This window comes from Salegentibacter sp. (assembly GCF_041642575.1).
GTDB lineage: Bacteria > Bacteroidota > Bacteroidia > Flavobacteriales > Flavobacteriaceae > Salegentibacter.
This window is the reverse complement of record NZ_JBEPWD010000029.1, coordinates 1-18,509: the sequence shown is the minus strand read 5'-3', so window position 1 is coordinate 18,509 and position 18,509 is coordinate 1. Positions and strand designations below refer to the sequence as shown.

Annotated in this window: 12 protein-coding genes; 6 read left to right on the top strand and 6 right to left on the bottom strand. The window is 37.2% G+C overall.

The window, feature by feature from the left end; all coding sequences use genetic code 11:
- Positions 1-332: 332 nt before the first annotated feature.
- From ACESK1_RS06675 to ACESK1_RS06650, 6 genes are all read left to right on the top strand, one after another.
- The gene (locus ACESK1_RS06675; RefSeq protein WP_372919194.1) at positions 333-1,592 is read left to right on the top strand and encodes a site-specific integrase; all 1,260 of its coding nucleotides are present in this window, start codon (positions 333-335) and stop codon (positions 1,590-1,592) included.
- 135 nt (positions 1,593-1,727) lie between these two features.
- The gene (locus ACESK1_RS06670) at positions 1,728-2,831 is read left to right on the top strand and encodes a Fic family protein (RefSeq protein WP_372919192.1); all 1,104 of its coding nucleotides are present in this window, start codon (positions 1,728-1,730) and stop codon (positions 2,829-2,831) included.
- Between the two features lie 546 nt (positions 2,832-3,377).
- The gene (locus tag ACESK1_RS06665) at positions 3,378-4,004 is read left to right on the top strand and encodes a MarC family protein (RefSeq protein WP_372919190.1); all 627 of its coding nucleotides are present in this window, start codon (positions 3,378-3,380) and stop codon (positions 4,002-4,004) included.
- A gap of 646 nt (positions 4,005-4,650) precedes the next feature.
- Positions 4,651-5,499 (top strand): UDP-2,3-diacylglucosamine diphosphatase, encoded by an 849-nt coding sequence (locus tag ACESK1_RS06660; RefSeq protein WP_372919188.1) that lies wholly within the window; start codon positions 4,651-4,653, stop codon positions 5,497-5,499.
- Positions 5,500-5,519: 20 nt separating this feature from the next.
- The gene (locus tag ACESK1_RS06655) at positions 5,520-6,557 is read left to right on the top strand and encodes a glycosyltransferase family protein (RefSeq protein ID WP_372919186.1); all 1,038 of its coding nucleotides are present in this window, start codon (positions 5,520-5,522) and stop codon (positions 6,555-6,557) included.
- 72 nt (positions 6,558-6,629) lie between these two features.
- Positions 6,630-8,003 (top strand): GH1 family beta-glucosidase, encoded by a 1,374-nt coding sequence (locus ACESK1_RS06650; protein WP_372919210.1) that lies wholly within the window; start codon positions 6,630-6,632, stop codon positions 8,001-8,003.
- Positions 8,004-8,458: 455 nt separating this feature from the next.
- On the opposite strand, the gene ACESK1_RS06645 is transcribed toward ACESK1_RS06650, so the two are convergent.
- The 6 genes from ACESK1_RS06645 to ACESK1_RS06620 form a co-directional block, all read right to left on the bottom strand.
- Positions 8,459-9,394 (bottom strand): glycerophosphodiester phosphodiesterase family protein, encoded by a 936-nt coding sequence (locus ACESK1_RS06645; RefSeq protein WP_372919184.1) that lies wholly within the window; start codon positions 9,392-9,394, stop codon positions 8,459-8,461.
- Between the two features lie 88 nt (positions 9,395-9,482).
- Positions 9,483-11,060: a calcineurin-like phosphoesterase C-terminal domain-containing protein gene (locus tag ACESK1_RS06640; protein WP_372919182.1), complete on the bottom strand. Its 1,578-nt coding sequence runs from the start codon at positions 11,058-11,060 to the stop codon at positions 9,483-9,485.
- A 72-nt stretch (positions 11,061-11,132) separates the two neighbouring features.
- Entirely contained in the window at positions 11,133-12,893 is a 1,761-nt protein-coding gene (locus ACESK1_RS06635) for a RagB/SusD family nutrient uptake outer membrane protein (protein ID WP_372919180.1), read from the bottom strand.
- A 54-nt stretch (positions 12,894-12,947) separates the two neighbouring features.
- Positions 12,948-16,532 carry a TonB-dependent receptor gene (locus ACESK1_RS06630; RefSeq protein WP_372919178.1) on the bottom strand — a complete coding sequence of 1,195 codons (3,585 nt, stop codon included), beginning with the start codon at positions 16,530-16,532 and terminating at the stop codon, positions 12,948-12,950.
- 89 nt (positions 16,533-16,621) lie between these two features.
- Positions 16,622-17,560, bottom strand: a complete 939-nt coding sequence (locus ACESK1_RS06625) for a FecR family protein (RefSeq protein WP_372919176.1) — start codon at positions 17,558-17,560, stop codon at positions 16,622-16,624.
- Positions 17,561-17,651: 91 nt separating this feature from the next.
- A complete protein-coding gene (locus ACESK1_RS06620) occupies positions 17,652-18,236 on the bottom strand; it encodes an RNA polymerase sigma-70 factor (protein ID WP_372919174.1) in 585 nt (194 codons plus the stop codon).
- Between the last annotated feature and the right edge of the window lie 273 nt (positions 18,237-18,509).

Below are 18,509 nucleotides of genomic sequence, written 5' to 3'. Positions count from 1 at the left end.
TCGACAACCAAGCGAAGACTAAACGTGTAGAAAGCTGCTGAATTGCTTGTTTGGACGAGGGTTCGAACCCCTCCGACTCCACTTTTTACCTATCAAATGACATCAAAAACCCTGTAATCCTATGATTCACAGGGTTTTTTGTTTTTAATGATATTGTTTAATATCAAAAAAATACATATTTCTGGTTACCAATCTGGTTACCAATTTTTTCGAGAAAAATTGGTAACCAGAACTACTCAAAACCACTTAATATCAATTCTTTACAAAATATTAAAGTTTCATTTCGTATATCATTTTTTACTACTTTAAGTGCCAATTTTATAACCAAAAATATGAGCACTTTTTATCAACTTAGTTTTTACCTTAGAAAAAGCAGAAGCAACAAATCTGCTGAGAGTGATATTTATTTAAGGATATCTGTAAATAATAAGCGATCTGCAATAAGCATAAATCGCAAAGTTGATCCCAGGAAATGGCATCCTAAGTCTGAAAAAATGCTGGGCAAAAGTCCCGAAGCGACAGAACTGAATAATTATATCAATGTTCTTAGGAATAAGATTAAGAACATACATCAAGACTTGATTGAAAAAAATAAAATTATTTCTTCCAAAAGTATTCTTGATGAATTTAAAGGGGTAAATAGAAAGAAGCCAAAGATGACCCTGAAAGTCTTTAAAGAGCATAACGAACAAATGGATCGCTTATCGGGTAAAAGTATCTCTAAGAGTACGGCAAAGCGTTACTGGACATGTTATAATCATATTGAGCAATTCCTTATGGAGGAATATAACACCGAGGATTATCCTATGAATGATATTAATCATCAATTCATCTCTAAATTAGAATATTTCCTCAAGACCAAGCGGGAGTGTAACCACAATTCAGCCCTGAAGTATGTCAACAATTTTAAAAAAATCATTCGCATTGCTTTGGCCAACCAGTGGATGGACCGGGATCCTTTCTATAATTACAAGGTACAGTTTGAAACGGTGGAACGTGAATTCTTGAATGAGGAAGAAGTTCAAACACTGATCCAGAAAGACCTTCACCTGGATCGCCTGAAACTGGTTCGGGACATGTTTGTCTTTAGCTGTTATACCGGCCTGGCCTATTCTGATGTGAAAAAATTGAGTAGTGCTGATATTAACAAAGGCATAGACGGTGGTAAATGGATTCGCATAAAAAGAACCAAAACAAAATCCTTAAGCAGTATTCCGCTGTTACCTGTTGCAGAAGAAATTTTAGATCGCTATCAAGATCATCCTGAGGTGAAAGACGGCAAGTATGTTTTACCGGTGCTAAGCAACCAGAAATCCAATGCATTTTTAAAGGAAATCGCTGCACTATGCGGAATTACCAAACCCCTTACCACTCATCTGGCCCGACATACCTTTGCAACTACAATTACACTTACCAATGGTGTTCCTATAGAATCTGTAAGTAAAATGTTGGGACATAGGGATCTTAGAACCACCCAGCATTATGCTAAAATCGTAGACCGAAAGATTAGTGATGATATGAATGTATTAAAAAGTAAACTGGCAGAAAAAGAGGTTCAGAAATCTACAGGTAATAAAAAGAAGAAGAATTAAAATACAGGTCTAAAGATTTCGTTCTTGAAAAGTATTAAAACATCTGCAGCCATCACAAATATCCTGAGCCGAATAACAAAACAAACAAATCAAAAATTACGTATATTTGAGCCGATTAATTAATTTATTCGGCTCATGAAATACAATTGGCAACAACCTGACTGGCCAAAATTTCAGTATTCTACACAACATGTAGAGGATCTCCTTTTTGAATTTTCTGAAAGAAGCGGAAGAATTAATGGAATATTAGAAGGATTACCCCAGGATATTAAAATGGAATCCATAATTGAAGTTTTGGTTTCGGAAGCAATCAAAACCTCAGAAATTGAGGGTGAATATCTTGACAGGAAAGACGTGATGTCTTCTATTAAAAATAACCTGGGGCTTTACACAAAATATACAACTAAAGATCTTAGTGCACAGGGAATTTCTGAATTAATGGTAGATGCTCAGCAAAATTATCAACAGGCATTAACAAAAAGCAGTCTTTTAACATGGCACGGGATGCTTATGAAAGGAAATAGTAGAATTGAAGCGGGAAAATGGCGTAGTCACAAGGAACCCATGCAAATTGTTTCGGGTGCCATGGGTAGAGAAATAATCCATTACGAAGCTCCTCCTTCTAAAGTAGTTCCTTCTGAAATGAAAAGGTTTATTCAATGGTTTAATGACACAGCCCATGGAGGCAAAACAGAAATAAGAAAACCCATTATTCGAGCGGCCATTGCCCACCTTTATTTTGAATCAATACATCCTTTTGAGGACGGCAACGGAAGAATTGGAAGAGCCATTTCAGAAAAAGCCCTTTCACAATTTATGCGAAGGCCTGTATTACTCAGTCTTTCTAAAACCATTGAAAACAATAAGAAGGATTATTATGACGAATTACAACGAGCTCAACGAAAAAATGAAATTACTCCCTGGATAACTTATTTCATAAATACAACAATTACTGCTCAAAAAGATGCCGAATCTTTAGTTGCTTTTACTCTGAAAAAAACTAAGTTTTTCGACCGGTTCAAAAGTAAACTTAATGAAAGACAATTGAAGGCTCTAAAAAGAATGTTTGAATCAGGCCCGGAAGGATTTGAAGGCGGCATTAATGCAAGAAAATATGTTTCTTTGAATAGAACCTCGAAAGCAACTGCCACCAGAGATCTCCAGGATCTTTATGATAAAGGAATTCTTGTCAAAGAGGGGGGCGGACGAAGCACTTCTTATTACCTGAAACTCGACTGAGCACAAGTTTAAGACCCGACAATTCTTTCTTTTCTTTATCTTTAGTTAGGTAATCACAAGAAAGATAAGATGTTTTTGGAGCGTTTTGCAGTTTTTACTCTTCGGCTAAGGGCAAAGCTCCTGGATTTATTTACCTATCTGCTTCGGGAAACAGATTCACAACTTGGGCAAATCTTCTTTACGTGCTGTCTTATCTTATTGACCGGTCTTCTTTTTTATATCTGGATCGCCCCTTATTCTCTGTGGTTTAAGCTCAGTTTTACTGTTATTTACCTGCTATCTGCTTTGTTCTGTATTTCAGGAATTTATTTTATTCTCACCAGAAAGAGAATTAGGAAAAGGTCTAATACTTTGGAAGTGTATACCGTAAATGATCCTGAAATTGCAAAAATTAAGCAGTTAAACCTGAGGCCTATTCCCCTGACGCAGGTTCAATCCAATGCAGCTGTGTTGTTATTAAGTTTTATCTATAAAGAGATTTCATAATTTTTATTTAACAACAGTATAATTTACAAATGAAAAAGCAGGTGCATTTTTGCAGAAAAAATGGAATTATTCATTGTTGTGTTTGCTGCATTGTTCTCTGTAATAAACCCCTTGGGGACATTGCCAATATTTGTTGGGTTAACCCAGGAACATTCTCAAAAAGAACGTTCAAAAATTTCCTTATTCACCTCTATAAATGTTTTGGTAATTTTGGTTATATCTTTTTTCGTAGGTAGGTATATTCTTCATTTCTTTGGAATAAGTATTGAATCGCTAAGGATTGCGGGTGGTTTAATTATTACCACTTCAGGTTTTGCCTTGCTTACCGGGTCCTTTTCCAAGCACAAGGGAATGGAAAAAGAGCGCGTAAAAGAAGATGCCTTTCAAAGGGATGCAATTTCACTCACTCCACTGGCTATTCCTATGCTGGCAGGGCCTGGTTCTATTTCCCTTCTCATTGGGCTTTATGAGCAGTATGATCTATTTGCTCAAAAGGTAATTGTTATTTCTGCTATTATGGCTGTTTGCTTTACTACCTTTCTCATGCTCAGAGGTTCGCACTATATCGTAAAATTCCTTGGAGCTTCAGGAATAAATGCTATTTCCAGAATTATAGGTTTTATTGTTATTGCTATTGGAATCGAATATATTAGTTCTTCTGTAATAGCAGTTTTAAAGATCGCATAATCAAATAACTCAATTATTTCTTTCCTAATAGAAGCATTACCTCTCCAGGATATTCCCATCCAAAGCTTGGAACCCCATTCTTCGCTGAAGATTTTCTCCTGAATAACTTTCTTTACCACTAAAGGAATAATGCTTTCTTATTAATGACTTCATTTTAAGTTAATACAGCAATAGGCTTGTTGAAGTAAATTTGCGGCGACAATTAATTATATATCAACCATAGCCAAGGTTGGATTGTCAGGTTTGTTTGAATTAGCCAAAAAGTAAGGGTGTTAAAAAATCTACACCCTTTTTTGGGTTATAAAATTAAAAGAAAGCAATTTCTTAAAGGTAATTTAATGATTATGTGATCAATACACCGGGTTTCATTTTTAAATTGCTTCAAAATTAAATCTGGTATTATTGGAAAATCGACCATTAGATAATGTCCAAGCTTCTAAACGAAAGCACCAGGTCTTCTCTCCCCTTTTTTTCTTCTCCGGATTGCCTGCCTTTTTAAAACTTAAAGGAGGTAGTCCCTCATTTATTTTTCAGGAATTTATAATTATACATCTATTTCTTTCATATTCTTCCTCCTTTCTTTCTTCAGGAAGGCATAACAGTCATTGCTTCATTAATCCATTTCGAAAATTAAAATCTCAAAACGATGAAAAAACGCAAAGTAGAGGTCGTCGTCATTTCTGACATTCATCTGGGCACCTATGGTTGCCACGCAAGAGAACTCCTGAGTTACCTCAAAAGTGTACAGCCTGAAATATTGATCCTCAATGGCGACATAATTGATATTTGGCAGTTCCATAAGAGTTACTGGCCGGAATCCCATATGCAAGTCATAAAATGTATTACAGGGTTTTTAGCACAGGGGGTAAAAGTTTACTATGTCACTGGTAACCACGATGAGATGCTTAGGAAATTTGTTGGTTTTGAAATGGGGTCCCTTAAAATTGTAAATAAAGTAGTTCTTAATCTGGACGGTAAAAAAACCTGGATATTTCACGGAGATGTTTTTGATGTTACGATGCAAAACTCCAAGTGGCTGGCAAAACTGGGGGCGAAGGGATATGACAGTTTGATATTAATCAACAGGGTGTTCAATTATGTTTCTGAAGGAATGGGGAGAGGCAAATTATCCCTTTCCAAAAAAATTAAGAACAGTGTGAAGAGTGCAGTCAAATTTATAAATGATTTTGAACAAACCGCTGCAGAAATTGCCATTTCCAATGAATATCATTATGTGATCTGCGGCCATATCCATCAACCGGAAATCAGGAAAATAAAGGCTAAGGATGGTGAAGTCACCTATCTTAATTCCGGGGACTGGATAGAAAACTTAACTGCTTTAGAATATCAAAACGGGAGCTGGGAGCTTTATTATTTTAATGAAGATCATCAAAGGGTCGCGGCAGCACGGGCTAAAAAGTTTAAGGAGGTAAGTATGAACAGCAATGAATTATTTCAAAACCTGGTGAAGGAATTAAATTTCGTTAAGCCTTAAATAACACTTTTAAAAAAAATATGAAAATATTATACGCTATCCAAGGCACCGGGAACGGACACCTAAGCAGAGCAAGAGATATCATACCTATTCTTATGAATATTGGAGAGGTGGATATTTTAATTAGCGGGACACAGGCAGATGTTGCCTTACCTTATCCAGTAGAGTACCAGATGAAGGGAATTGGATTCATCTTTGGCAAAAAGGGAGGTGTAGACTTATGGCAAACCTTTCTTCAGAATAACATCAAAAGGATTCTAAGAGAGATCAATAAAGTTCCTGTTGAAATTTATGATATCGTGATCAACGATTTTGAGCCCATTTCTGCCTGGGCCTGTTACCTGAAAAGAAAACCCTGCATTGCCCTGAGTCATCAATGCGCTGTTTTATCCAGTGAAGCACCATTACCGAGACACAGGGACAAAATAGGAAAGTTCATCCTGAAATATTATGCTCCCGCCACAGCAAGATATGGCTTTCACTTTGAAAAATTTAATGATCATACCTATACCCCCGTAATAAGAAAACAGGTGCGGGAACTCTTTGTTTCCAACAAAGGTCATTATACAGTTTACCTACCGGCTTACAGCGATAAAAAGATTATTAAGATCCTATCCCGATTTAGAGATATCAAATGGGAGGTTTTTTCAAAGCATAACAACAAGGAGTATAGCTGTGACAATGTTTCAATAAGACCAATAAGCAATGAAGCCTTCCTAGAAAGTATGGCATCCAGTACAGGCATTCTATGTGGTGCAGGGTTTGAAACTCCGGCAGAAGCCTTGTTTTTGAAAAAGAAACTCCTGGTAGTTCCTATGGATAATCAATATGAACAGCATTGCAACGCTGCTGCTCTTCAATACTTAGGAGTTACAGTGCTAAAAAACCTTAAGAAAAAACAATACCCGGAAATTGAAAACTGGTTAAAGGAAGATAGGGTGATAAGCGTGAATTACCCGGATATTACCCAGGAAATTATCGAAACACTTTTTAACGAACATCTTTTATCCAACCTAAGTGTGATCAACAGCGCATTTTTGGGAAGGGTGAACCCTTAATAAATAAATGAAAACAGAAAATACAGGTTCATGTTTTTTTAATAACCTATTTCCATCTTTTGCATAAATGTGATGGTAAAAGAGGAACAGGAAAAAAAGCTTTCCCTAAAAAGGGAGGATTTTGGCAAGGATTTTAAATGGGGAGTATCAACAGCCGCATATCAAATAGAAGGTAGCCACCAGGCCGATGGGAAAGGGCCATCCATCTGGGATATTTTTACTGCGAAGCGTGGTAAAATTTATCAGGCTCATAACGGAAATATCGCTTGCGATTTTTACAACAAATACGAGGAAGACCTTTATTTAATGAAAGATCTAAACATTCATAATTTCAGGTTCTCAATTTCGTGGTCAAGAGTGATCCCGGCCGGCGTAGGTGTTCCAAACCCTGAAGGAATCGACTTTTATAACAAACTTATAGATAAATGCCTGGCTCTTGATATTGAACCATGGGTAACACTTTATCATTGGGATCTTCCTGCTGCCCTGGAACAAAAAGGAGGTTGGACAAATAGAGAAATTATATCCTGGTTTAAAGACTATGTAACTCTTTGTGTACAATGTTTTGGCGACAGAGTCAAAAACTGGATGGTTCTTAATGAGCCCCTGGTATTTGTAGGTGCCGGATACTTTTTAGGAGTTCACGCTCCCGGAAAAAGGGGAATGAAAAACTTTTTGCCGGCAATCCACCACGCTGCCTTATGCCAGGCAGAAGGAGCGAGAATTATAAAACAATATTATCCCCTCGCCAAGGTAGGTACAACTTTTTCTTGTTCCTTTATTGAGCCATCCCGTCCAATTCAAAAAGACATCATGGCAGCCCAAAGAATAGATGCTTTGGTAAACCGCTTGTTTATCGAGCCTGCATTAGGAATGGGATACCCGGTTGAAGACCTTAAATTTCTTAAAAAGATGGAAAAATATCAGCTTCCCGGGGATAAGGCATTATTACAGTTTGATTTCGATTTTATAGGTGTACAAAATTACACCAGGGAGATTATTAAACATTCCTGGTTTGTGCCCTACATTAAGGCTAGAAATATCAAAGCTGAAAAAAGAAAAGTCCCCATTACTGCTATGAAATGGGAGATATATCCCGATTCAATCTACCAAATGCTGAAAAAATTTAACAGCTACAAAAAAGTTAGGGATATCTATGTTACTGAAAATGGTGCAGCATTTAAAGACATCATAGAAGATGGGAGAATTAATGATAAAAGAAGAACCAATTATTTAAAAGGATACCTTAAGGCGGTGCTTCAGGCAAAAAAGGAAGGAATGAATGTAAAGGGCTATTTCGTTTGGTCTTTCACAGATAATTTTGAATGGGCAGAGGGATTTCGCCCGAGATTTGGGCTGGTACACGTAGATTACCAGACCCAAAAAAGAACAATAAAAGCTTCAGGTAAATGGTATAGTAATTTTCTAAGAAACCAGGTTAAATAAATCAGTAATCTCGATAAAACCTGGCAGTCGAAGGTTTTTATTAAAAGGGCGGTAACAAAAAAGTGTATTGAAGTTAATTAATCACTCTTCCTTAAAAAAAGCATACCTGACATTTTTGAACCTCACTTTTGCCCTTCCCGGTTACCTCTAACATTTCTTCAAAGTCAGAAAACTCTCCCAGCAAAGACCGTCCGGAGTTTTGAGGAAGCAATGGACAATTCCCCTGATGTACAATATAATATAGTTGTAAAGTTTTCCTATTCTCAATATAAAAATGCTCTCGCATTCCCATCTTTACTTCTACCACTACTCAAGTATTTTTGATTGCAAAAATATTACTTTAAATAAACTTAAATTTAATACCAATGTTAAGTTTTAAAGTGAGCATTTAAAATTTTTACTGGAACATAAAAGCCTGGAGGATTAAAGTAGTACCTCAAAGAATATCGACTTTTTTAATTGGCTTCTTTTCTCATCTTTAATATCCGTTCGGGATAATCTGTAATAATCCCATCTACATTTAAATCAATCATTCTTTCAATAGCCCGGGTCTCATTTACCGTCCACGGAATTAATTGCATTCCTTGAGTTTTAATCGAATCTACAAAAGTAGCATCTTTTACCAGGGAATAATGGGGGCTATAGATTTCAGGATGAAAATTCAACAGATCAAGATTCTTTTCTATACCTTCTTTTGAAACCAGATAAGCGATTTCCACTTCTGGGTAACTTTCATGGATTTCATTTAGAATATTTACATCAAAAGATTGCAAATTCATCTTTTGTCTGAGGTTTTTATCCTGAATTACCTCCATAACCAACTTCACAAATTCTTTTGGCTCTGGCTGATAAGTACCATATTTATTTTCGGAACTTTTCAGTTCAATATTATATTTAACTGATTCCTGATTATTCTTTTTAATAAAATTTTCTGCTGAATCAATAGCTTCAGCCAGTAATGGCTTATACGTAATTTGTTTTTGTTGTTCAGGGAATAATCGGTTTCCTTTAGAACCAACATCAAACCTTCTGATGCTATCGTAAGTCATCTCGTAAAGATTAAAGTTTTCCTGGTTTTCTTCAGAAATACTATCTCCTAAAGGGGTCAATACATACAATGAATGCATAAATGGCTCGTGAGACACAACCACTTTTTTATCTTTAGAAATCACCACATCCAGCTCGATTACCTCGGCGCCCTTTTTTACCGCGCTTATAAAAGCGGGAATAGTGTTTTCCGGGAAATTACCTCTATCTCCCCGGTGACCCTGCACCTGAACCTTAATACTTGGGGCTTCGGTTTCCCGTAAATCTTTTTTTTGCTCCTGATTGTTCTTGCAACCAATAGAAAGCATTAGAAACGATAGTAAAACGGTTTTTATAATTTTCATCTTTTTAATTTTTATTAAAAATAAAGGCCTGCCGTAAATTTAGCGAACCCTGGGCAGGCCTTATTACTCAAACAAAAACTTGAAAAAACTACTCAGCGGGTTCCGCTAAACGATAACCACTTTTTGCAGTATGGGTTTTTCCGTACATATCGGTAGCCTTTATTTCAATACTATGCTCCCCGGCTTCCAGTTTTGTAGGAATGTTACCACGCCACAAATGTGTGCTTTTTACAGGGTTGGAAGATCTCCTCCCTGGCATTAGTTCTTCAGTTGAATCCCATTCATACACCATTTCTATATAGGAGGGATCATAATCTTCTATATATTGCATTTCTTTCCATTCTCCATCATCAATTCGGTATAAAACCTCATCACCTTCAGTCCCCATAAAGAAGTTCACATAAATTCCTGCCTTGGTTCTCCTGCCTTTGGCCACTACTTTTGGCGCAAAAACTTCCATTTGATAATCGGCTGGTTGTCCTGCTACTTTATAATCTATGCTATACTCATTTCCGTCGAAATTAATAAATGCGTAACCCTTTGGTGTCCCGTCACGCATAGTGGAAACCGGAACATTATTTTCGTCTAATTTTCCGGAGTACCAATCTCCGGAAGTGGTTCCCACATTATAATGATGGTGAGGCTTATCCTGCTGCCACCCTTCTACTTTTCCGAAGAAATTTTGACCTTGGATATGTGTATGGGCAGAAAGCGAAAGAGTATTTGGGAAATCTTTCAAAAGCTCAAAAAGCCTGTCTCTATCTTCATCCCTAAAAGTATCTCTTCCTTCAGGTTCACTAAGCGGAATATGTAAAGCGACTACTATTAAACGATCTTTAGGAACATGTTTCAGGTTGTTTTCTATAAACTCAAACTGGTCTTCCCGAAAACCACCCCAGTAACCTTTTCCATCCCGGGGATCTGGATACAGCACATCATCTAAAACAATGAAATGCACCTTTCCATAATTAAACGCATAGTTGGCAGGGCCAAAATGGGCCTCGTAGGTTTCATCGGAAAGTGTATCGTTTTCCACATCAAAATTGATATCGTGGTTTCCCAATACATTATACCAAGGAATTCCCACCCGCTTTACCGCTTTTATATACGGATTAAAAAGATCAAGATTATCACCCACTAAATCTCCAAGGCTCAAGCCGAAAGGCACATTTTCTATACCTTCAACTTCAGACACTATGCCCCTGGCAAAATAATCGACCTGCTGTTGATTATAGGGCTGCGGGTCTCCAAAAATAAGCGTGGTAAAATCTTCTTTCTCTTCGGAAGGAATTAAAGCAAAATCAACCGATTTTGGTAATTTTCCCGTTGGCTCCACCCCTTTAAATTTTAAGTCTGGTGAACCTTTAGGTTTATGGATATAAAAGAATTGAGGCAGGTTATCTTCATTTTTTCCAACTTTATATCCTGAAGGTTTTATGACGGAAATAATATCATCTTGGCCAACTGGAAGTTCATATTTTCCTTCTTGATTGGTAAGAACAACATTAGTACCGTTAGTTACGGCTACCTCAGCGATTCCTTTTTCACGACGGTCTTTTTTGCCGTTTTGATTGGCATCTTCAAAAACCACTCCGCTTAAAGTTTGCTGTGCGAAAAGCGAGCACGTTCCTGATAGGAAAATTCCTAGAATTATTTTTTTTATCATTTTAAAAAATTTAATTATTTGATTTTATGAGCAAACAGTATTATTTAAATACCTCTTAGCATGTATCAATTATTACCATCCAGGATTTTGTTCTAAATTTTCATTCAGCTCTAAGTCTTCCATAGGTATAGGATAATAATAGTCTCTGGTTTCATCAAAACTCCCACCCTCGAATAAAAGTAGGTTGCCCGAAGTGCCCTCTGTAAGTGGTCTTTCATTTGTGTTTATTGTAGAAGTTACTTCATCCGGTGCCCCTGAGGTATCACCATCGTGTACATATACATCAAAGCGGCCATCATTATTGAAATCATAGGCACCTAATTCAGAAAAGTAAATACCTTCTATTGGTTCTTCCACTTTTTTACCTTCCTTCCATCTCATTAAGTCGTCCCAACGTAACCCTTCATTCACCAATTCAACCCTACGTTCGCGACGAATTTCCAGGATTACACCTTTATTGGCTCCCTGCTCCACATTATCGTATAGACTCTCCTGAAAAGGATCGGGATTAGCATTAGCCTCTGCCATGTTCAGATGTGGTAAACCTACGCGGTCCCTTAATTTATTAATTGAGTTATCCAAATCACCCTGGGTCAATGTACCGAGTTCTGCTTTTGCTTCAGCATAAATCAACAAGGCTTCTGCATACCGGAAAAGGATAACATCATTAAATGAACCACCCGATCCCCATTGAGGCCCTTTTGGAGGCAATCCTTTGATCACTCTGTAGCCTGTTCTGGTTATATCCAAATTTACAGGTTCAGGATCCTGCGAACCAAAGGTTGCAAAATCAGGTCCTGCTGTAGTTTGTGTCAACCTTGGGTCCCGATTCTGCATCTCTTCATAAAACTCCATGGTTTCATATCCAGATTGATCGGTAAACGGTGTTCCGTCAGTCATTAAATAACTGTTGACCAGCTCTTTTGTTAAGCCCCATCTTCCCTGTGTTGGTGCTGTCATCCTATAAGCCAGATCGTGAGTTCTTAAACCAAATTCAAAATCCACAGCTAAAATAGTTTCAGTGGTGTTCTGGTTTTCCATGGCAAATAGGTCGAGATATGCCTGCTCTTCACCTCCGGCGGTATAAAGGGAATAGGCCCCGGAATCCATCAATTCTTTTGCGGCTGAAGAAGATTCCTCCAAAAATCGCACATAATCTTCCATCCCATGGTATTTCCTAAAAGTTCCCTCAAAGAGAGCAATCCGGGCTTTTAAAATGAGAGCTGTATATTTAGTGATGCGATTTAACTCCTTTTCCGCAGGAATATTCTCAATGGCATAATCAATATCAGCCATAATGGAATCCATTACCAACTCTCGTGAATCCCGCGCTTTATATAATAGCTCTTCATCCTCCAGATCAATTACTTCGCTATACCATGGCACATCACCAAATCGTTGGACTTTTTCGAAATAAAAGTAGGCTCTAAAAAACCGGGCTATTCCAGAATATTGTGCCGTGGCCTCTTCATCGTCTACCCTATCATAATTTTCCAGAAAATAATTAATTCTTCGCAGGTAGCCCCAGGACCATCCCCCGCTACCCCTGTCAGTAGGAACAATGCGTGTTCCCCGGAGTCTGTCACCAGCACTTACACCTAAAATATTATCTGAATGCGAATCATCCATATATACAGATGTAGTTGGCAACATCGCATACAAGTCATTGGTGTAAGCCTTTAAGTCGGCACCGGTGTTGAAGAATTCATCGGAAGTAACTGCATCACCAGGTGATTGTTCAAGTATATCCGCCTCACAGCCTGCCATAATGAAGGTCAAAATTACTACCGCAGACATTTGAATTATTCTACTCTTTATGTCTATTTTTTTCATTTTTATCATTGTTAATTTCATGTATTTGATAATCTCCTTATTTCAATTGAAAAATTACAGGTTGATTTGCAAGCCGGCTGAAAAGGTCTTGCCCATAGGATATAATTGGGTATTGGTAGCCGATCTTCCGCTTACATTATTAGGGTTGGAATAACTTACATGCGCTCCCACCTCTTCCGGATCTAAATATTTCGTTAAGCCTCCAAAAGACCAGGTAAACATATTCTCTCCACTAAGGAAAATCCTTAGCCTTTTAATATTGACTTTATTAGTAAGGCTTGGTGGAATGGTGTACCCCACAGTAAGGTTTTTAATCCTTAAATACCCAATGTTTGTTAAAAAGTGGTCATTGTAATTATAAGACATACGGCCGGCACTTAAGGCATTATAAGCCCTTTGCCTTTGAGGGTAAATCCTGTTCGGATCGTTAGGATGCGCAGGATCCCAAACCTGGTCTAAAAGATCTTTTCTTATAAAAGAAGTATATGGCCTGTGGAATGTAGCCCAATACAATGGCCCGTTTGGATACCAGTCTTGTTTGGCAACTCCCTGTCCAATAACCGTGACATCAAAGTTTTTCCATGAAGCATTTACATTAAAACCAAATGGGAACTGAGGCATTGCATTACCAATTGGAACCAAATCCCCTGGATCTTCAAGCGTATTGTTTCCATTATCAATACTACCATCCCCATCGGTATCTACATATCTAAGATCTCCCCCTCTAAGGAGGTTCCAATCACTGTTGGAGCCGTAATCAAGTATCCCCCTGTAAACCCTAAAGAGATTATCTCTTCCGTATTCGCTTTGAAATGCTGCAGCTTCTTCATCCGATTGAAATTGCCCGTCTATACGGTAACCCCATATCTCTCCAATTTGCTGCCCTTCCCAAAAGGTACTCAACAGGCCGTTTGGATTGTCAAATTTTGTAATTAAACCACGGTTATTTGATACATTTGCCTGTGCACTAAGAGAAAGCTCAGAACCCAGTACATTAAATTGATCATTATAACCAAGAGTTAATTCAAAGCCTCTGTTTCGCATGGCTGCGTAATTACGCCGTGGCTCTGAGGCTCCAAAAACACCCGGAAGTGGTTCTCCCGGTAAATACATATCACGGGTATGACGCTCATACCATTCAGCGGAGGCAGTTAATTTATCATCTAAAAAGCCCATATCCACACCTACATTTGTTGAGGTTATTTTTTCCCAACCAATATTAGCCGGTAGTGGTGCAGGAACCCTGGCATAATTCTCCTGTTCTCCATCAAATAACCACGAGGTTCTGCCCATTCCAATTAACTGCCTGAAGGTATTTACTCCCACACTTTGATTTCCTAACTTACCGTAGGATGCTTTCAGCTTTAATGAGGATATTGCGCTTTCCAGAGGTGTCCAAAAGTCTTCCCTATCAATTATCCAACCTGCGGCTACAGAAGGAAAAAGCCCCCATCGATTTTTCTCGGGAAAACGGGATGATCCGTCATAACGAGCATTAACTTCCAAAAGATATTTACCATCATAATCATAGTTAAATCGGCCAAAATATCCCTGAATAGCCCATTCCAAAGTAGAACCTTCCATATTTAACATCTCCGTTCCAAAAGCAATATTAGCCTTGTCTCTGGTCAACAAATCTTCTATTCCCATTCCCACTCTGTCCCGGTCAAACTCCTCCTGGTTAAAACCGAGCATCAACTTGAAATTATGCTTATCTGCAATTTCCCTGGTATAGGTTCCATATATGTTTATTGCGGTATAATTATCCTTCCAACGATATTCATTAAGTCGATTAAGGCCCGCATTCTCAATTAATTCAAGTTTCTCTCCTGATAGATAACTGAATGGCTTGTAAGAAAATGTACGATCTGTTCGGTCAATACTATAGTTATAATTCATATTAAGTACTAATCCTTCTATGGGTTTAATTTCAGCACCAAGAGTATTAGTCAGATTTTCATACTGCCATTTCCTGTGAGCGGCACCTTCTTTCAGAGCACCTAAACGGCCAACATATCCATTCCTGGTTCGTCCAACACTCACCCCATAGCCGTCTACAAAGGCGGGATGATTTGGAAAAAGATCACGCCATTTACTAACACCAAATTCACCTCCCCATCCGTTTTTCGTTCCTGCATATTCTTCATCAAACCTACTACTAAACCTGCTTAAAGCACTTAACTTTAACCAGTCATAAGGAGTAGCACTCAATTTAAGCTGTAGATTATATCGTTTCATCTCAGCATCCTGAATATTCTGAATCTTTTCACGCTCATAGGTTCGTCCTGAGATAACACCGGTTAGTTTATCGGAACCACCAGAAACTGAAATATTATTTATTTGATGTGATCTACGATCTTTAAATAGTAAATCATAGAAATCAGTATTCCCATAAAACTTATAGGTTCCATCAGGCTGCTCTTCATAAAAGGGCTCCCTTTCTCCATTTCCTACCTGCTCAGCAATTTCCATGTCCTCATCGTCATAGCATACATAACAACCGCTATGATAAGAACCAATAGCACCATCAACCCAACGTGCATAGGTAGCAGGATTAGTCACAAAATCGGTACGGGTAGTATTTGTTGTAAAACCAGTATTATTGGAATATTCGACATTAAATTCGCCTTCTTTTCCGGATTTAGTCGTTATCAGCACTACCCCAAAAGAACCTCTGGCACCATAAATGGCTGCTGCTCCGGCATCTTTTAAAACAGTAACACTTTCAATATCATTTGGATTGATATTGGCAATATCACCTTCTATCCCATCAATAATAATAAGAGGAGATCCACCATTTATAGAATTAAAGCCCCGAATATTTATCTCAGGAGTTGTGGATGGATCACCTCCAGATGAGGATCTAATATTTAACCCGGGTACAACTCCCTGTAAAGAACTTGCTATGTTAGCCGATGGACGGGTTTCAATGTTCCCCAGATTTGCTCTACTAACCGAACTAACCACGTTTTCTTCTTTCTGTGTACCATATCCAATTACTACTACCTCATCTAAAGAATCTAAATTTTCCTGAAGAGTAATATTTATGTTGAATCGACCTTCTACGGGTATTTCCTGAGTCTCAAACCCTATAAATGAAACGACCAGGATATCATCTGAATCAACCTCTAAGGAAAATTCCCCACTCATATTAGTGATCGTTCCTCTGTTGCTGTCTTTGATTTGAATAGTGACTCCCGGCAACGGTAGGCCATCTTCATCCATAACCATTCCTTCGAGTCTTTGCTGTTCGTTTTGTGAGTGTATTGGTTTAGGCTTTTCTTTATTTACCGTTTTCCTATATACCGTAATGGTGTTGTTGATCTTCTTAAATGAAAAACCAGTTTGGTCAGTTATTTTATTTAATAACTTCTCTAATTTTTCATTAACAAGGTTAAAAGTAAAAGTATATTGATTTTGCTTTATGCTTTCATCAAAAACAAACGTAAATCGGGTTTTATCTTCAATAGCTGAAAAAACTTCCAGAATTGATGCATTTTCAACCTCAATACTTATTGATGTATCCTCAATAGTTGTGGCGTGGGCTTCTATTCCACCCAAAAAGCTATGTAAACCCACCACTAAAAATGCAATGGATTTAAAAATATTATTTAGAAAAAATTGTAGATTAGTATTCATTACAATTTGGCTATAGATTAAAATTTGTAGTCTAATTTTTTTATTGCCCGTTTCTGTTGCAGCAGAAACGGGTTCGTTTTTTGGCTAATTCAATTAAAATTTTTGTGCTGTCCTCTTATAATGATGGTTTTAGGGGTTTTATACTCAATTTTTAAATTTTTAATAAGTGCGATGCTTTGTAATATGGTTTCCAGGTTTTCATCTTTGAATTTTCCCGAAATTGTGAGCTTCTTTAAATTGGGATTTTCGAACCGAATATCTATATCGAACCAGTTTTCAAGAATTCTGGCAGTTTCACCTAAACTTGTCTTTTCCAATACGATTATATTTTTTGTCCAGGCATTATAATTTGAACTCGTATCTGTAGTAACCAGAGTTTTCTTGCCCTTGTGGAAAACAAGCTGCATATTTTTGGTCAGTTTAATTTTTTGAGAAGGACTTTTTAAAGAAGAAACTTCTACCACCCCGGAACTCACGCTAATCTTCTCTTTTCCTTTGCTATATGCATTAATATTAAATGAGGTACCCAAAACGGTGGTATTGGTATTCCCGGTTTTAATTCTGAAAGGTTTCTCAGGGTTTGGAGCTACTTCAAAAAATGCTTCCCCCTCGAGAGTGATTCTTCTATCTTTTTTGAAGTCTTCAGGATAACTAATTTTTGAACCTGAATTCAAAAATATTTTACTCCCGTCATTTAGTTCAATTTCCTTCTTTTCACCTTTAGAGGCGACCTGGGTAATTGTATTATCAAGAAGGAAGCTTAGCAGAACCGTACCTGTTATTAAGAAAAGTACAGCAGCTGATGCTATTATTTTTTGCCAGAATTTCTTTTGGGAATTCTTACTGAGATAAATTTCATTCTCTATCCTTTGATAGATTTTATCGCGCTTTTCCTGCCCAAGGTCCAATAACGGAGTTTCCTGTTCCTGCAGTTTTTTAAAAAAAATGTTTACAGCGAGCTTTTCCTGGGGATTTGCCTTTTTAGCTGCATACTTTTCGGCTAAATAAATAAATTCGTGCTTATTCAAGACCTGCTTTTATCTACAAGTCACATTTTTTAGAGAGAACACGTATAAGAATTGGACTTCTTAAAAGACTCTTAATAGTAAACCAGACTACTTAACATTGCAGCAACACTGCGGTAATAAACGCCGCAAAACGAGAGTCATCTAAATTGGTTCTAAGAAAAGAAAGGGCATTGCTGATTTGTTTTTCAACAGTTCGGATGGAAATTTCCAATTTTTCTGAAATTTCTGAATTACTGTAATTTTCAAAACGACTGAGGATAAAAATCTCACGGCATCTAGGTGGTAACTTTTTAACTTGGGAAAGCACTTCATTTTCAAACTCCTGATACTCTAGATTCAGCACTGAATTTGATGGATAAGGAATACTCTCTAGAATTTCTTCCTGAATAGTAGAAAATTTCAAACTTCTAATATGGTTAGCAACCCGATATTTTACCGATCTTAATAAATAGGCTTCCAGATTTAAAATTTGGGATTCTGAAGCTTTTTCCCAAAGACTAATAAATATTTCCTGAACAATATCTTCACAAATCTTATCGTCCTGATATAATTTAAAAGCATACGAATAAAGCCTTTTCCAGTACCTGTCAAAAATAACTGGAAATATGGTTTCATTACCATCTTTTAAACTGACTAATAACTGTTGATCGGTGAGATAATGCTCTATAGTTTTCATCAATTTTTGGTTTTCACAAAAAAAACAAATTAAAGCCAGCAGTTTATGTTGTAATTTTTAAACTAAGGTTATGAAAATTTAAATTTTAGAAGAAAAAGCATTAATCAGATCCCTAAACACAAAGCGGATCGCTCTCTTGCTTTCTAAACTTGTTCTTTCATTGAATTTTTTAGGTAAAAAAAGGGTGACAAAAATTTGTCACCCTTATTAAAACTTTAAGCTAAAGACTACCTAAATTAATAGTTTACAAAAATGTACCAGGTTTAATAGTGC

Excerpts from the sequence above, each read along its gene's own strand:
- ACESK1_RS06650 (WP_372919210.1), top strand. The coding sequence starts at position 6,630 with ATGGTAAAAGAGGAACAGGAAAAAAAGCTTTCCCTAAAAAGGGAGGAT.
- ACESK1_RS06665 (WP_372919190.1), top strand. The coding sequence starts at position 3,378 with ATGGAATTATTCATTGTTGTGTTTGCTGCATTGTTCTCTGTAATAAAC.
- ACESK1_RS06675 (WP_372919194.1), top strand. The coding sequence starts at position 333 with ATGAGCACTTTTTATCAACTTAGTTTTTACCTTAGAAAAAGCAGAAGC.
- ACESK1_RS06660 (WP_372919188.1), top strand. The coding sequence starts at position 4,651 with ATGAAAAAACGCAAAGTAGAGGTCGTCGTCATTTCTGACATTCATCTG.
- ACESK1_RS06655 (WP_372919186.1), top strand. The coding sequence starts at position 5,520 with ATGAAAATATTATACGCTATCCAAGGCACCGGGAACGGACACCTAAGC.
- ACESK1_RS06630 (WP_372919178.1), bottom strand. The coding sequence starts at position 16,532 with ATGAATACTAATCTACAATTTTTTCTAAATAATATTTTTAAATCCATT.
- ACESK1_RS06635 (WP_372919180.1), bottom strand. The coding sequence starts at position 12,893 with ATGAAAAAAATAGACATAAAGAGTAGAATAATTCAAATGTCTGCGGTA.
- ACESK1_RS06620 (WP_372919174.1), bottom strand. The coding sequence starts at position 18,236 with ATGAAAACTATAGAGCATTATCTCACCGATCAACAGTTATTAGTCAGT.
- ACESK1_RS06645 (WP_372919184.1), bottom strand. The coding sequence starts at position 9,394 with ATGAAAATTATAAAAACCGTTTTACTATCGTTTCTAATGCTTTCTATT.
- ACESK1_RS06670 (WP_372919192.1), top strand. The coding sequence starts at position 1,728 with ATGAAATACAATTGGCAACAACCTGACTGGCCAAAATTTCAGTATTCT.
- ACESK1_RS06640 (WP_372919182.1), bottom strand. The coding sequence starts at position 11,060 with ATGATAAAAAAAATAATTCTAGGAATTTTCCTATCAGGAACGTGCTCG.